This is a genomic window from Rhizobium sp. SJZ105 (genome assembly GCF_007828365.1).
Classification (GTDB): domain Bacteria; phylum Pseudomonadota; class Alphaproteobacteria; order Rhizobiales; family Rhizobiaceae; genus Agrobacterium; species Agrobacterium tumefaciens.
Genome location: NZ_VIUP01000001.1, coordinates 452,449 through 466,222, shown reverse-complemented (window position 1 = coordinate 466,222; position 13,774 = coordinate 452,449). Strand labels below are relative to the sequence as shown.

The 13,774-nt window shown below is 56.1% G+C and carries 14 protein-coding genes; 9 read left to right on the top strand and 5 right to left on the bottom strand.

The features are described from left to right. Positions 1-266: 266 nt before the first annotated feature. Positions 267-1,163, bottom strand: a complete 897-nt coding sequence (locus tag FB593_RS02360) for a LysR family transcriptional regulator (RefSeq protein ID WP_003515217.1) — start codon at positions 1,161-1,163, stop codon at positions 267-269. Between the two features lie 105 nt (positions 1,164-1,268). On the opposite strand from FB593_RS02360, the gene FB593_RS02355 reads away from it, so the two are divergent. The 6 genes from FB593_RS02355 (at position 1,269) to FB593_RS02330 (ending at position 6,774) form a co-directional block, all read left to right on the top strand. Next, positions 1,269-2,351, top strand: coding sequence for a 4-oxalomesaconate tautomerase (locus FB593_RS02355; protein ID WP_113473207.1), 1,083 nt, complete (start codon positions 1,269-1,271; stop codon positions 2,349-2,351). Positions 2,352-2,399: 48 nt separating this feature from the next. Continuing rightward, positions 2,400-3,401, top strand: a complete 1,002-nt coding sequence (locus tag FB593_RS02350) for an ABC transporter substrate-binding protein (RefSeq protein ID WP_162760828.1) — start codon at positions 2,400-2,402, stop codon at positions 3,399-3,401. 63 nt (positions 3,402-3,464) lie between these two features. Further along, on the top strand, positions 3,465-4,232 hold the full coding sequence (locus FB593_RS02345; protein WP_034502326.1) for an ABC transporter ATP-binding protein: 768 nt from the start codon (positions 3,465-3,467) through the stop codon (positions 4,230-4,232). Next, positions 4,219-4,995, top strand: a complete 777-nt coding sequence (locus FB593_RS02340) for an ABC transporter permease (RefSeq protein WP_113473206.1) — start codon at positions 4,219-4,221, stop codon at positions 4,993-4,995. Before FB593_RS02345 ends, FB593_RS02340 begins: the two co-directional genes overlap by 14 nt. 232 nt (positions 4,996-5,227) lie before the next feature. Beyond that, positions 5,228-6,337: a PAS domain-containing protein gene (locus FB593_RS02335; protein ID WP_121556571.1), complete on the top strand. Its 1,110-nt coding sequence runs from the start codon at positions 5,228-5,230 to the stop codon at positions 6,335-6,337. A gap of 11 nt (positions 6,338-6,348) precedes the next feature. Continuing rightward, positions 6,349-6,774, top strand: coding sequence for a response regulator (locus FB593_RS02330; protein ID WP_003515224.1), 426 nt, complete (start codon positions 6,349-6,351; stop codon positions 6,772-6,774). Between the two features lie 39 nt (positions 6,775-6,813). Here the strand turns inward: FB593_RS02330 and FB593_RS27780 are convergent, their stop codons facing one another. Beyond that, positions 6,814-6,975: a hypothetical protein gene (locus tag FB593_RS27780; RefSeq protein WP_236735600.1), complete on the bottom strand. Its 162-nt coding sequence runs from the start codon at positions 6,973-6,975 to the stop codon at positions 6,814-6,816. Here FB593_RS27780 and FB593_RS02325 point away from each other — a divergent pair. From FB593_RS02325 to FB593_RS02315, 3 genes are all read left to right on the top strand, one after another. Then, positions 6,913-9,120: a GAF domain-containing protein gene (locus tag FB593_RS02325; RefSeq protein ID WP_321186266.1), complete on the top strand. Its 2,208-nt coding sequence runs from the start codon at positions 6,913-6,915 to the stop codon at positions 9,118-9,120. The genes FB593_RS27780 and FB593_RS02325 overlap by 63 nt on opposite strands. Continuing rightward, positions 9,117-9,500, top strand: a complete 384-nt coding sequence (locus FB593_RS02320; protein WP_025593416.1) for a response regulator — start codon at positions 9,117-9,119, stop codon at positions 9,498-9,500. Before FB593_RS02325 ends, FB593_RS02320 begins: the two co-directional genes overlap by 4 nt. Positions 9,501-9,724: 224 nt before the next feature. After that, entirely contained in the window at positions 9,725-10,885 is a 1,161-nt protein-coding gene (locus FB593_RS02315; RefSeq protein ID WP_145166484.1) for a glucoamylase family protein, read from the top strand. 160 nt (positions 10,886-11,045) lie between these two features. Here the strand turns inward: FB593_RS02315 and FB593_RS02310 are convergent, their stop codons facing one another. The 3 genes from FB593_RS02310 to FB593_RS02300 all read right to left on the bottom strand — a co-directional run bounded on the left by FB593_RS02310 (position 11,046) and on the right by FB593_RS02300 (position 13,755). After that, positions 11,046-11,441, bottom strand: a complete 396-nt coding sequence (locus FB593_RS02310) for a c-type cytochrome (protein ID WP_003515228.1) — start codon at positions 11,439-11,441, stop codon at positions 11,046-11,048. Positions 11,442-11,509: 68 nt separating this feature from the next. Beyond that, a complete protein-coding gene (locus tag FB593_RS02305) occupies positions 11,510-12,070 on the bottom strand; it encodes a gluconate 2-dehydrogenase subunit 3 family protein (RefSeq protein WP_080798554.1) in 561 nt (186 codons plus the stop codon). Further along, the gene (locus FB593_RS02300; protein WP_145166301.1) at positions 12,070-13,755 is read right to left on the bottom strand and encodes a GMC oxidoreductase; all 1,686 of its coding nucleotides are present in this window, start codon (positions 13,753-13,755) and stop codon (positions 12,070-12,072) included. The genes FB593_RS02305 and FB593_RS02300 overlap by 1 nt, the downstream gene beginning before the upstream one ends. Positions 13,756-13,774 lie beyond the last annotated feature (19 nt).

The following is a 13,774-nucleotide window of genomic DNA, read 5'->3' as shown; positions in this document are numbered from 1 at the left end:
TACATTGTACGGTTGATCAGTATTGAGCTTGCTGACGTCAATCGGCGCGGCGCACGTCGCCGTTTCCTTCAACAGCGAAAATGGCAACAGCAAAACCCATATCTATGACCCAGAACGCCAAGGCGGTCCGCTATTAGAAGAGCCGGTAAGGCGGCGTGACTACGCAACCATCGCTGAGAAGACGGCGTCACCCTCGCCCGTTTCTCGACCTTACACCGCGTGGCGTCAGACCCAACCCTTTACGGTGATATGCACGGCTGCAAACCCTAAGGCGTTTTCCAGGTCTTCAACAGCATTTCCACGAATTTCTCCGCGGCGGGAGATAAGGCGCTGCTTCTTCTTTGCACGATACCGATGGTTCGGGAGACCACGGGATTAACGATCGGCCGCGTGACGAGGAAAGGATGGTCATCCTGTGGGGTAGCCAGTCGCGGCAACACGGAAATCCCCAACCCAGCCTCCACCAAGCCAAGCGACGTATTGAGATGGGTCACCTCATAAAACCAGTTCAGCTTTAGATTGTGCCGAGCGAGTGCGCCATCCAGAAGCGTTCTATTGCCGCTGGAGCGATCGACGACAACCAGCGGGTAAGGCTCCAGTTGATTCCATTGGATCGTTTCGAAAGCCGCCAGAGGATGGTCTTTCCGCATCGCCAGCACAAATGGGTCATCGATGAGAGGTTCGAATGCCAGGTCTGGATCAGAATTACCCATGAGGTTTATCCCGAACTCCACCTCGCCCCGCGCAACCGCCTGCAGCCCCTCGTTTGCCGTAAGGTCTCTGATACGCAGCCTAATATGCGGATATTGCTTGCTAAATGTTTTGATCACGGTGGGTAGAAAATAAAACGCTGCGGTTGGAACGCAGGCCATCGTGATGAGGCCGCGCCGATGTGCACCATCTTTCATCGCAAAAAGCGATCCGTCGAACTCCTCCAGCATGCGCCGGACAAGCGGCATTACCTCCTGACCCATCGCTGTCGGGGCAACGTGGCGTGTGGTCCTTTCCAGGAGTGGCGCGCCAATGGCCTGTTCCAGTTTCTGGATGCGCCGGGTAAGCGCCGGTTGCGAAATATGCAACGCGTCGGCAGCCCTATGAAAACTTTCAAGCTCAACTACTGCTTGAAATGCTCTTAGATCCAGAATTTCGCAATTGATGCTCATATCGCAATAATACCTCCGAACATTGCATTTAACAGATTAGATTCTTTTGCTCATATTGCAACAACAAGGCGGATTGATCCACCAAATGCAAGATTGAGGCGATAAATGAACGACCTGCTTAAGATACCCTGTGTGCTGATGCGCGGCGGAACATCTCGTGGACCGTTCTTCCTGGCGTCTGACCTTCCGCGTAATCGAGCGGAACGGGATGCGGCACTTTTGTCCATCATGGGTTCCGGTCATCCGCTGCAGATAGACGGGATAGGAGGCGGCAATCCGGTCACCTCGAAAGTAGCGATCATAGGTCCTTCCACCGTCGAAGGCGCAGACATCGACTATCTCTTCGCCCAGGTTCGTACCGACAGGCAGTATGTCGACTATTCGCCCAATTGCGGAAATATGCTGGCCGCGGTCGGTCCCTTTGCGATCGAAGCGGGACTTGTCGAGGCTCGGGGAAGCGATACCGTGGTTCGCATTCACAACGTGAACACCGGAAAATTGATCGAGGCAAAGGTGCCGACGCGTGGTCGCGAAGTAATTTATCTCGGAGACGCATCCATCGACGGCGTTCCGGGTCTGGCTGCACCGATCGCCCTGACTTTCGTGGATGCGGCGGGTGCGAAAACCGGAAAACTGTTGCCGACCGGAAACCCTGTCGACACGGTTGAGGGAATAGATGTGACGGCGATAGACTGCGCAATTCCGATGGTCCTAATGCGTGCAGCGGACCTCGGCGTCACGGGATATGAAGATCCGCAGACCCTGACTTCCGATAGCGATCTCATCGAACGATTGACCCGCATTCGCATTCAGGCAGGCAAATTGATGGGGATGGGGGATGTAACGGATATGGTCATACCAAAACCCGTGATCATAGCGCCGGCCCGCAAGGGAGGCACTCTGTCTGTCCGGTACTTCATGCCCAATGAGTGCCACCCTGCCCTGGCAACGACCGGCGCCGTTGGCATAGCAACCGCAGCGATCACGGAAGGCTCCGTGGCATTTGAACAAGCGGGAAATCGATCTGTTCCGACCCAGATCTGCATCGAGCATCCCGCCGGTCGGCTGGACGTGCAACTTGAGATGCGGAACGGAGCAATAACAGCCGGGCTTGTGAGAACGGCCCGCAGACTTTTCGAAGGCTTTGCCTTCGCCAAACCAAACGCTGCGATTGAAGACGCAGCCTAGACAAAGCCATACTGGCTCAAAACATAGCAAAACTGGGAGGAGACCCTCATGCGTAAATACTTGCTTGCAACAGCGGCGCTCTGTGCGCTGGCAGCGTCGGCAAATGCAGAATCCGTCAGAATGAGTGTTGGTTCGTACAACCTCAACAACCTGCCTTTTCCGGTGGCGGCCAGCCTCGGCTTCTACAAGGACGAGGGCCTTGAGGTGACGACCGAGAACTTTGCCCAAGGCGGTTCGAAAGTCCTGCAGGCGCTCGTCGCAGGGTCCACGGATGTAGCCATCGGTTTCTACGATCACACGATTCAGATGCAGTCCCAGAACAAGCACGTGGTTGGCTTCGTTCAGCTTGCCCGCAATTCCGGGCTGGTTCTCGCAGGAAAGAACGATACAGACTTCGATCCGGCAAAACCTGAAACCATCAAGGGCAAAAAGGTCGGGATCACCTCGCCCGGGTCTTCGTCCGATTTCTTCATTCGTTATTACATGAAGCAGCACAATCTGAGCGACAACGACATCGCCATCATCGGCGTTGGCTCTGGCGCTGCTGCTGTTGCCGCTCTGCAGCAGGGCAAGATTGACCTGTTGGTCAATTACGATCCGGCTGCGACGATCGTGGTTGAGCGTGGTCTTGGCAAGATTTTGATCGATGCCCGCAGCGATCAGGGCGCCAAGGATGTCTACGGCGGGATCTACCCCACCTCCGTCTTGTATGCGACGCAGGAATACATCGATGCACATCCCGAGGTGATCCAGAAGGTTACCAATGCCACGGTAAAGGCGCTGCATTGGATGAAGGAGCATTCCGCCGAGGAAATCGTTGCAAAGCTTCCCGATGATTTCGTGTCCGGCGACAAGCAGACCTACATCAAGGCCGTCGAAGCCGCCAAGGCGATCTTCTCCGAAGATGGAACCTTCAACCAGGCCGATCTGGAAACCCCGTTGGCGGTTTTGAAAAGCTTCAACGACGCAGTCGCGAAGGCCACGATCGATCTCAACACGACCTACACCAACAAGTTCGTCGAGGCTGCGGCTTCGAAGGGCGTAAACTGAGGGTCTTCAATGTCTTTGCCAATTAGAAAGTTAGAACCCGTGGCGGAACTCAATCTTCAGCCAATGGTGGCAATCGAGAACGTAACAATGGCCTTTGGCGCGTTCGTTGCGGTCCAGGATGTGAACCTGAAAGTTGGAGATGGTGAGTTTCTCTCGATTGTCGGCCCAACCGGATGCGGCAAGTCCACCATTCTCAATGCCATCGCGGGTTTGCTGAAACCGGCGCAGGGAAAGGTCTCCATCGATGGTTCGGCCGTGCAGGGCGTGCAGAACAACATTGGATATCTCTTCCAGCAGGATGCGCTGCTTCCCTGGAAAACGGCCTATCAGAACGTCGAGCTTGGCTTGCTGTTCCGCGGCGTATCCGAACATGAGCGCCGTACCAAAGTTCTGGCCTGGCTGGAAAAAGTTGGCCTGAAGGGGTTTGAAGAGCGCTTTCCGCATCAACTTTCAGGCGGACAGCGCAAACGTGTCCAGATGGCGCAGGCGCTTATCACCGAGCCGAAGGTCATCCTGATGGACGAGCCCTTTTCCGCACTCGACATTCACACGCGCCACCTCATGCAGAATGAACTCCTGAGATTGTGGCAAGAGGATCGCCGTGCAGTGGTCATGATCACGCACGATCTCGAAGAGGCGATTGCACTCGGGGACCGGGTTGTCGTCCTTGCCGCCGGCCCCAAGAGCCGGGTTATCGAGAGCTTCCCGGTTGATCTGGAACGGCCCCGCAACGTGGCCGAAATCAAGCTCGATCCGAAATTCATGACCCTATATCGCGATATATGGGCGTCTTTGCGCGGCGAAGTGGAGAAAAGCTATGCAAGCCGTTAATGTTCGCATCATCCAGATCGTGCTTCTGGTCGTGCTCCTGGGTGGGTGGCAACTCGGGGTAAGCTCCGGGGCGATCGACCGCTTCTTCTTCCCGGCACCCATCGACATCGTCAAGCAGGTCATCACCTGGGTTGCCGATGCCGGCTTTTACAAACATGTCGGTATCACCTTGAGTGAAACGGTTCTCGGTTACCTCATCGGTACAGGTCTCGGCGTCGGCGCCGGTGTCTGGCTGGGACTCAGTCCCTTTGTGGCCCGCGTGTTGGATCCGTTCATCAAGGCCGTGAATGCCATCCCGCGTGTGGTCCTCGCGCCAATTTTCGTCCTTTGGCTGGGGCTTGGCCTCTGGTCAAAGGTCGCTCTTGCGGTCACCCTCGTCTTCTTCGTGACGTTCTTCAACGCCATGCAAGGTGTTCGCGAAGTAAACCCCGTCGTGCTTTCCAACACGCGCATTCTCGGTGCAAAGCGCTCTGATCTCTTGCGTCATGTTTATTTTCCGGCGGCAGCCAGCTGGATTCTGTCGTCGCTGCGCACATCCGTCGGATTTGCGGTGGTTGGCGCGATCATCGGCGAATATCTCGGGTCTTCCGCAGGCCTCGGTTACCTGATCGCCCGTTCGGAAGGTAACTTCGACGCGGTCGGCGTTTTCGCCGGTATCATCATTCTCGCCATTTTTGTTCTCGTCATCGATCTTATTCTCGATGTCGCCGAGAGAAAGCTGATCACCTGGAGGCCGACCGCGGGCGAAGAACGGCCTGCTTGAGGTTTCGACCCAGTCTCATATCAAGCGGGGCGGCCAGTTGGTCGCCCCGTTTTTGTTCTACTGACGTCATCAGGCCGATTTCTCGGCTATCGGACGCCGGCAGACCTGCTCACGGACAATATGCAAAAAGATGGTGGATCCCCTACCCTGTAAAACAGGAATAATTCACTTTGTCGTTGGAACCAAATTCCCATTCAAACATTTTAGGGGACCGTTACCTTCAGGACCTTGCATGAAAGATAATGATCTCCTCCGGCAGGATGCTCAAGACGCTGGAGAGCGTCTAGTATCTAGCCACGCTTCTGAAGATCCGTTTGCGGCAGCCTTCAAGGCCACCCGCATGCCCATGATCATCACAAATCCGCTCCAGAAAGACAATCCAATCATCTTCTGCAATGCTGCTTTCAGCAGATTGACGGGCTATTCCGCCGAAGAGCTGGTTGGTCAAAATTGTCGTCTGCTCCAGGGTCCAGACACGGATCCTGGCTCAGTTACGAAGCTGCGTGAGGCAATCGCAGCGGAGCAGGATTTGGCAATCGACATCCTTAATTACCGCAAGGACGGATCAGAGTTTTGGAATGCTCTCTTCGTAAGTCCGGTTCGCGATGCTTCCGGAACCGTCATCTATTTTTTCGCCTCGCAACTCGACTTCACCGATATCAAGAGCAAGGAAGCCGAACTCGCTCGCGCCCGCCACATCGCGGAGGGAGAGGTGGCGCTGCGAACGGCGGATTTGACTGAGGCATTGCGGGCAAAAACAACCCTCGTCCACGAAGTTGATCATCGCGTAAAAAACAACCTCCTGACAATCGCCTCAATCGTGAAGCTTCAGGCGCGGATGACTGATAACGATGTTGTGGAGCGGACATTGATGTCTGTGCTGAACAGGGTCGAAGCACTCAGCACCGTTCAGCGCAAGCTTCTGAACGATGAAGATGTAGGGCATTTCGATGTCGCGGATTTTGCCAATACATTGATGCTCGACAAGATCGGCGCCTTAAAGCGAACCGACATCATCCTCACCACCGATCTTCACGAGGTTGTGGTTCCGGCGACCAAGGCGTCCCCCCTTGCCTTGATCATCAACGAACTCATCGGCGACGCCATTCGCAGAGGATTGAAGGATCGTGGCGGGCAATTGCACCTGGAGGTCAAGCGCCTCAACGGCCACTTCCTTGTCAGGGTTGCCGATACCGTCACGCCGGGCGAAGTGGACAAGGAAGAAGCAGCCTTTAGCAAAAAGATGCTGGAAGCATGCGTAAAACAATTGCGTGCTACGATAGTTCGGACGGTTGAAGGTAGCCTCTCGGATGTTCGTGTCACGCTTTCTGTAAAAGACTGAAAGGATCTCCTGTGAAAATCTTGATCGTAGAGGACGAAGCTCTGCTGGCAATGGAACTTGAAAGCGAAGTGGAGGATGCCGGACACGAGATTGTGGGGATCGCTGCCGACAGCAAGGAAGCTATCGAGCTTGCCAATAAGGCACTGCCGCAATTCGCATTTGTAGACATTCAATTGCTGGATGGTCCAACGGGCATAGAAGTCGGCCGATATCTTTCCTCGAGCTCCATCCCCTATGTTTTTGTTTCGGGTAACCTGAAGAGAATACCTGAGGACTTTGCGGGCGCACTTGGAGCGATCGAGAAACCCTACACTATGAACGGTTTGCAAAATGCCTTGCAGTTCATTGAAGGCATCGTTATTGGCGCAGAGCGCTCCGCTACCCCTCCTCCCAGCCTTGTTGTTTCGCCCAAACTGCTTGCCGCCTTGTCGGCTTGACCAACGCCGCCCCTGTGCGGATAAGGATTGACCTTGAATTCACCGTCGGAACGCATTGACGCAGTTCGAAACTCTGGGCTGCTTGATGTCCAGAGCCCACCCGAATTCCAGGATATTATCGAGGTCGTCAAAACCGGCCTGAAATGCCCAGTGGCTTTGATCTCCATTCTGGACGAGCACCGGCAGGTTTTCATCGCTCATGTCGGGTTGCCACCCAAATGGGCTGAAGCAGCGGAAACGCCACTCACGCATTCATTCTGTCAGCATGTGGTTCGCGACAGACAGCCTTTGATCATCGGGGATGCGACGGTTCATGATCTCGTTAGAAATAATCTGGCCATAACCGATCTGGGTGTGATCTCCTACATGGGAGTGCCTGTAACCCTCCCTGATGGCATGGTGATCGGCGCGCTCGCAGCAATCGATGGCGAACCACGCACATGGACGGAAAGCGAGCTGCAGTTACTGAACCAGATCGGAAGGGTCGCCTCGAACCAGATTGCGACCTTCCTTTCCGAGCGACGCTGGGGTGCGCTTTTCCAGCAATTGGAGGAAGGCATCGTCGTAGGCTCGGTGATCCGTGACGTCGACGGAACGATTGTCGATTGGCGGTACGAGACGGTCAATCCCGCATGGAGCACTCTTCTTGGATTGCCAGGCGATGATGTGCCTGGTCGAACCATGCGCGAACTCTTTCCAGAATTCGAGAATGAGTGGGTTTCCGATGTGGTGGAGGCCGTCGAGACCCAACAAAGCAAGCGTTTCACCCGCAAGATCGGATCGATGGACCGGTGGTTTGACGGCTATGTTCAAGCCACTGGTGAAGACGCGTTCGTCATCATGTTCGTTGAAGTCACTGACCGTATGCAAGCCCAGGAGGCTTTACGTGACAGCGAAACGAAGCTTCGCCTGATCGTCGAAGGCGCTAAAGACTATATTATCATGACGATCGATGAAGACCAGCGCATTACAAGCTGGTTCGGTGGAGCGCAGGAGACATTTGGCTGGTCGGAAGCCGAGATGCTCGGACGGCCGTTTGAGTCGATTTTTACTGAGGAGGACCGGGCAGCCGGCGTTCCTGCGGCTGAAGTGAGCAGAGCCACGTCCGAAGGGGTTGCACCCGACCGCCGATGGCACCTCGCTGCTGATGGCTCCAGTATCTTTCTGGACGGCACGATCCGGCCGATGTCCAACCATTCGTCGCCCAAGGTCCCGGGTTATATCAAGGTCGCACGCAACGCCACCGCTCAAAAACTGTCGGAGGACAGGCAGCTTGCATTCCTGGAACTCGGCGAAAAGATCCGCGAGCTGGATACTGTTGCGGAAGTGGCATTTGCCGCCGCCGAGATTTTGGCACGGAGTCTGAGAGGCGCGACGCGGGCGGGCTACGGCATCGTTGACCCTATCGCCGAGACGGTGCAGATGCTTCCCGACTGGTGTGCGGAGGGAATGTTCACCGTCGCGGGGCTCCATCATTTCAGAAATTACGGATCCTACATCCAGGATTTGAAGCGCGGCGAGACGGTCATCATACCCGATGTGGCGACAGATCCGAGAACCTCCGCTTCAGCCGAGCTTCTACACTCATTAGGCATCTCCGTCCTCGTGAATGTGCCAATCATCGAAAGAGGCGCATTCGCGGGGGTCATGTTCGTACACTACGACAAGCCGCATGAATTCTCGTCCGAGGAGCGTGATTTTGTGCGTGCGATAGCGGACCGCACGCGTGAGGCGATCTCCAGGATTCGGGCCGAGCAGGAACAGCAGGTTCTCAATCACGAGATCAGCCACCGGCTCAAAAACACGATGGCCATGGTTCAGGCGATTGCGACACAGACGCTTCGCCCCGTCACCGACAGAGCCCCTGTCGAAGCCTTCACGAGCAGATTGCGCGCGCTTTCCAATGCGCATGAGGTTCTCCTGAACCAGGACTGGTCGTCGGCGCGCATGGTGGCAGTGATCGATTCCGTGCTTCGCCAACTTTCTCTTCCCGAGCGATACCGCATATCGGGCACAGACATGGAAATCGGGCCCAGGACTGCGCTGTCGCTGGCTCTCCTGATGCACGAGCTTGGCACAAACGCCTTGAAATATGGAGCCTGGTCTTCTGATGCCGGAACCGTCGTTATCTCATGGACGATAGAAGATGCAGGCGCAGAGAACGCGCTTGTTCTAGAATGGAAGGAGCAGGACGGCCCGCCGGTGACCGCTCCATCGGGTAAAGGTTTCGGATCGAAGCTCATCCAGCTTGGTCTGATGGGTACAGGCGGTGTCGAGGTCAATTTTGACCCTGACGGCCTGCGGGTAACGATGCAGGGACTGGTTTCCCATTTGAGACAGTCATGATGACCGTGACCTCGAATGCTGCCGATGTGGCAACAATACTCGTCGTCGAGGATGAGCCGCTGCTACGCCTTGCCGCCGTGGATCTGGTTGAAACCGCAGGATACACAGCGCTTGCTGCGGCAGATGCTACGGAGGCGGTTAATATCCTTGAGGCACGCGCAGACATTCGGATCGTCTTCACTGATATCGATATGCCACGCGGCGTCGACGGCCTGCAACTGGCAGCCATTGTTCGTGACAGGTGGCCCCCTATCAAAGTTATCCTGGTTTCCGGCCATCTCGAAGATCCCGGTCATATGATCGCGGCAGATACGGCTTTCTTTACGAAACCCTACTGCGAAGAGCAGATCGTGGAGACGATAAGGCAGATGCTGCGGTAGCCGAGAATTTTTGCGGCTACCGGCATTCACCGCTCCGCTTGAAATTTGGAGATGGTGACAGAGTCGGATAAGGCTTGGCAGTCGATCTGCCGACTGATTGCCGCTGGTCGCTGAGGTTGGAATTGACGGACAAATTACCTGCTGAACTTGATGGTTTGCATCGCAATACCTTTGAATATTTCTGGTCCGGGAGCCACCCGGAGAGTGGCCTACCGCGGGATCGTATGCGATCCGATGGTGTTGCGATCCATGAGATCGCGTCGGTCTCCGGGATCGGGTTTGGTTTTCTTTCGCTCATTGTTGGTGTCCGCCGTTCTTGGATAACCGAACAGGAAGCCATCGCCCGGGCGAGCAGGATGTTGAGATCGCTGGCAAGTGTGAAGCGTTTTCATGGCGCCTTCCCTCACTTTATCGATGCGTCCAGCGGAAGAACGATACCCTTCGCGAAATTCGACGACGGCGGAGATCTCGTTGAAACCGCTCTTCTGGTTCAGGCGCTGATCTGCGTCAGACAGTTTTTTGGCGCGCAGACATCCTCCGAAATCGATTTACGCCGGTCCATAAATGAAGTCGTCGAGACGGTGGAATGGGGCTGGTTTACCAGGGGAAAGGCCGGGCCGCTGTTCTGGCATTGGAGCCGTCGGTATGCCTGGGCGAAAAACTTGCCGATTGTTGGCTGGAACGAGGCCCTCGTCTGTTATGTGCTCGCGGCGGGTTCAAGGACGCATGCAATCAGCTCCGAGTCTTATCATTCCGGATGGGCAAGCGATGGCGAAATCCGGAACGGATCGATGTATCTCGGTGTTCGGCTGCCGCTTGGCCAGCCGTATGGAGGACCGCTTTTCCTGTCGCACTATTCCTTCTGCACACTCGATCCGCGCGGTCTCGGCGACGTTTATTGTCACGACTATCTGGAGCAGGTTTACGCGCATTGCATGATCAATTACCGCTACTGCCGCACGCGCTACCCAAGTGATGCCGGGTGGGGTCTGTCTGCGTGTGATGGGCCAAAGGGCTATGTCGTAAATTCTCCGACCGACGATGACGGCATCATTGCGACAACGGCAGCCCTCTCCAGCATGCCCTTCTTTTCTCATCGCTCACGCGAGGCGGCGTTGCGTTTTCTGCAATGGAACAATGGTGCACTCATCGGCCGCTTTGGCCTCATGGATTCATTCCAGCCCTCAACCGGCTGGGTGTCCGGAACGCATCTTGCGATCAATCAAGGGCCTGTTGTTGCGATGATGGAAAACTATCGCAGCGGCCTGATCTGGGATTTATTCATGAACGCGCCGGAGGTGAAAAACGGCTTGGCCAAACTGGGCTTCCATCAGGACAAGTCGTTCGAAAAGTCGAGCCTGCAGGAAGGACGGACCGACCCCTGAGAACCGGTGTTTGAGTAGCGCAAATGCATCCTTGAAGACAACGCCGGAAGGCCTTGGCAATTCCTTGGCAAGGCCTTCGGCGCGCAGGATATACTAGGGTAAAGTCGTGGTCATCGTCTCAAAACTGTGGGAGTTTTGATGTTCGATAAACGGCGTGCTGTCATTCGGCTGGTTTAGAAGACGCGCTTTCGATATAGGCGATAAGATTATCCAGTTCTTCCGGTTTGCTGATGCCCGCCAAGGCCATCTTGTTTCCGGGGATTTTCTTCTTGGGAGCGCTGAGAAAGTCTCGCAGTTCCTCCGGTGTCCACACCAGCCCTTCCCCGCCTGCTTTTTTCATCGCATTCGAGTAATTATAGTCCGGATCGCCGCCCGCAGTGCGGCCGATGATCCCGTTAAGCTGCGGGCCGACCTTGTTTTTCGCGCCCTCGCCGATGGCGTGACAGGCGGAACAGCGCTTGAAGGCCGCCTCCCCCTTGGCAACATCGCCCTCTGAAAAAGCGGGAATGGCGCTTGCTGCCAGCATTGCCGCCGTGATGATCATTCTCTTGCGCATCGTGTCATCCTTGTTCTGCCGTATGAACGCGCCCGCCTGCGAATGCAGGCGGGCGGCTTGTTCTCAATTCAGGTCGTGCCCCAGGCGGGCGTACCCTTCTTGTAGGGAACGCAGGTCTCAAAGCCGCCGGGGATTTCGTCGTAAACGAGAACCTCGGTGGCGCCGATCTTCGAGGTGAAGAAACCGAGCAGCGTCAGCTGCTTGACGAGTGTGAAGGGATGCGGTGCGGTCGGTGTCTGTTCCGCCCGGGCCTGTTTGTCCAGCGCAGAAATCAGCGTCTGCCGCTCCTGCGACGTCAACTCCAGAAACGCCTTCTTGTATTCCGTCCGGCTGCGGTTTTCGATGTCAGCCATAGCGGAGAGGAAGAGTTTCCGCTGTTCGCCCGTGTAACAATCGGCCGCATAAACTGCCATGAATGCGCCAACGGCAGCGTCCTTCGCACCCGGGGTGGATGTGCGAGGGATAATCGTTTCAGCCACCTCGTCCAGAAGCCGGATTTCCTCCGGGCTGAACACGTGGACGTCGCCGGCGGGCTTGGCGGCGTTTTCCGCCGCAGTGACCACGTCAGCGCCGATCAACGGAAGACCGGAGGCAATGGCTATCAGTTTCAGCAGTTCACGTCTGTTCATCACAGGTTACCCTTCTTGCGTTCGGAAACGGCAAATTCGGCGGCACGCGCCGTCAGCGCCATGTAGGTGAGCGATGGGTTGACGCAGGAGGCCGAAGTCATGCAGGCACCGTCAGTGACAAAGACGTTCGGCGCATCCCAGACCTGGTTGTTGCCATTAAGCACGGAAGTTTTGGGGTCGCGCCCCATGCGAGCCGTACCCATTTCATGGATGCCCATGCCCGGCGCATAGCTACCCCTCGACGGTTTGACGTTCTTGATGCCGACCGCTTCGAACATCTCGACTGCGTCATTGACCATGTCTTCGCGCATATCGAGTTCGTTCTGCTTCATCTCGACATTCATCGACAGGACCGGCAGGCCCCATTTGTCCTTCTTGTCGTGGTCCAGCTTCACGCGGTTCTCGTGATAAGGCAGCATTTCACCGAAGGCAGTCATGCCGATAGTCCAGGCGCCCGGCTGGGTCAGCGCTTCCTTGTAGTCGGCTCCGATGTTGAGTTCGGCGATTTCCCGCTCCCAGCGCGAACGGCTGGCGGATCCCTGATAACCGAAACCGCGCAGATAGTTCCGCTTGTCGTCGCCGGTGTTGCGGAAACGGGGAATATAGAATCCCGCCGGGCGGCGGCCCTTGAAATAAAACTCTTCGAAACCTTCCACTTCGCCGGTGGCGCCCATGCGGAAATGGTGGTCCATCACATTGTGGCCGAGTTCGCCCGAGCTGCTGCCGAGCCCTCCCTCCCACACGTCGGTGGCCGAGTTCATCAGAACCCAGGTAGAGTTGAGCGTCGAAGCGTTGAGGAAAATCACATCGGCGGTGTATTCATAGGTCAGGTTCGTTTCGGCATCGATGATCTCGACACCGCGAGCTTTCTTCTTGTCCTTGTCGTAAAGGATTTCCTTGACGATGGAGAAAGGCCGGAGCGTAAGATTTCCGGTGGCGACTGCCGCCGGCAGGGTCGATGACTGCGTGCTGAAATAGCCGCCGAAAGGACAGCCCAACCGGCACTTGTTGCGGAACTGGCAGCGCGTGCGCTCCTGATCGGGAAGTTCCTGGGTAATGTTGGCGCAGCGCGAATTGATGAGGTGTCGCGTGCCTTTAAAGGCGGTTTTCAACCGGCGTGCCACATCCTCTTCAACGCAATTCAGCGGAATAGGCGGCAGGAATTCACCATCAGGAAGAATGTCCAGGCCTTCGCGGCTGCCGGAAATGCCGGCGAAACGCTCGACGTAATCATACCAGGGAGCAATGTCCTGATAACGGATCGGCCAGTCAACGGCGATGCCTTCTTTGGCATTGGCCTCGAAATCGGTCTGCGACCAGCGGTAGGTCTGGCGTCCCCACAGCAGCGAACGGCCGCCGACGTGATAACCACGGAACCAGTCGAAACGCTTTTCTTCGACATAGGGCGTTTCCTGCTCGTCGGCCCACATGCCGAGCGTGGCCTCTTCCAGCAGATAGTCGCGGCTGAGCACCGGATACTTCGCCTTCATCTCCTGCGTGGCGCGGTTGCGATGGGGATAGTCCCAGGCTTCCTTGTCGGCATTCTGATAGTCGGTAATGTGCTCGATGTTTCTGCCGCGCTCCAGCAGCAGAACCTTCAGGCCTTTTTCCGTGAGTTCCTTTGCAGCCCAGCCTCCACTTATGCCTGAACCGACAACAATCGCATCATAATGATTGTCCGTCATGATAACTCCTCCGATTGGT

Bases quoted from the DNA above. Each gene is read 5' to 3' on its own strand.
- FB593_RS02340 (WP_113473206.1), top strand. From the start codon at position 4,219: ATGCAAGCCGTTAATGTTCGCATCATCCAGATCGTGCTTCTGGTCGTG.
- FB593_RS02300 (WP_145166301.1), bottom strand. From the start codon at position 13,755: ATGACGGACAATCATTATGATGCGATTGTTGTCGGTTCAGGCATAAGT.
- FB593_RS02345 (WP_034502326.1), top strand. From the start codon at position 3,465: ATGGTGGCAATCGAGAACGTAACAATGGCCTTTGGCGCGTTCGTTGCG.
- FB593_RS02320 (WP_025593416.1), top strand. From the start codon at position 9,117: ATGATGACCGTGACCTCGAATGCTGCCGATGTGGCAACAATACTCGTC.
- FB593_RS02360 (WP_003515217.1), bottom strand. From the start codon at position 1,163: ATGAGCATCAATTGCGAAATTCTGGATCTAAGAGCATTTCAAGCAGTA.
- FB593_RS02315 (WP_145166484.1), top strand. From the start codon at position 9,725: ATGCGATCCGATGGTGTTGCGATCCATGAGATCGCGTCGGTCTCCGGG.
- FB593_RS02355 (WP_113473207.1), top strand. From the start codon at position 1,269: ATGAACGACCTGCTTAAGATACCCTGTGTGCTGATGCGCGGCGGAACA.
- FB593_RS02310 (WP_003515228.1), bottom strand. From the start codon at position 11,441: ATGCGCAAGAGAATGATCATCACGGCGGCAATGCTGGCAGCAAGCGCC.
- FB593_RS27780 (WP_236735600.1), bottom strand. From the start codon at position 6,975: ATGAGCGATGAAAACCTGCCGGTGCTCGTCCAGAATGGAGATCAAAGC.
- FB593_RS02305 (WP_080798554.1), bottom strand. From the start codon at position 12,070: ATGAACAGACGTGAACTGCTGAAACTGATAGCCATTGCCTCCGGTCTT.
- FB593_RS02335 (WP_121556571.1), top strand. From the start codon at position 5,228: ATGAAAGATAATGATCTCCTCCGGCAGGATGCTCAAGACGCTGGAGAG.
- FB593_RS02350 (WP_162760828.1), top strand. From the start codon at position 2,400: ATGCGTAAATACTTGCTTGCAACAGCGGCGCTCTGTGCGCTGGCAGCG.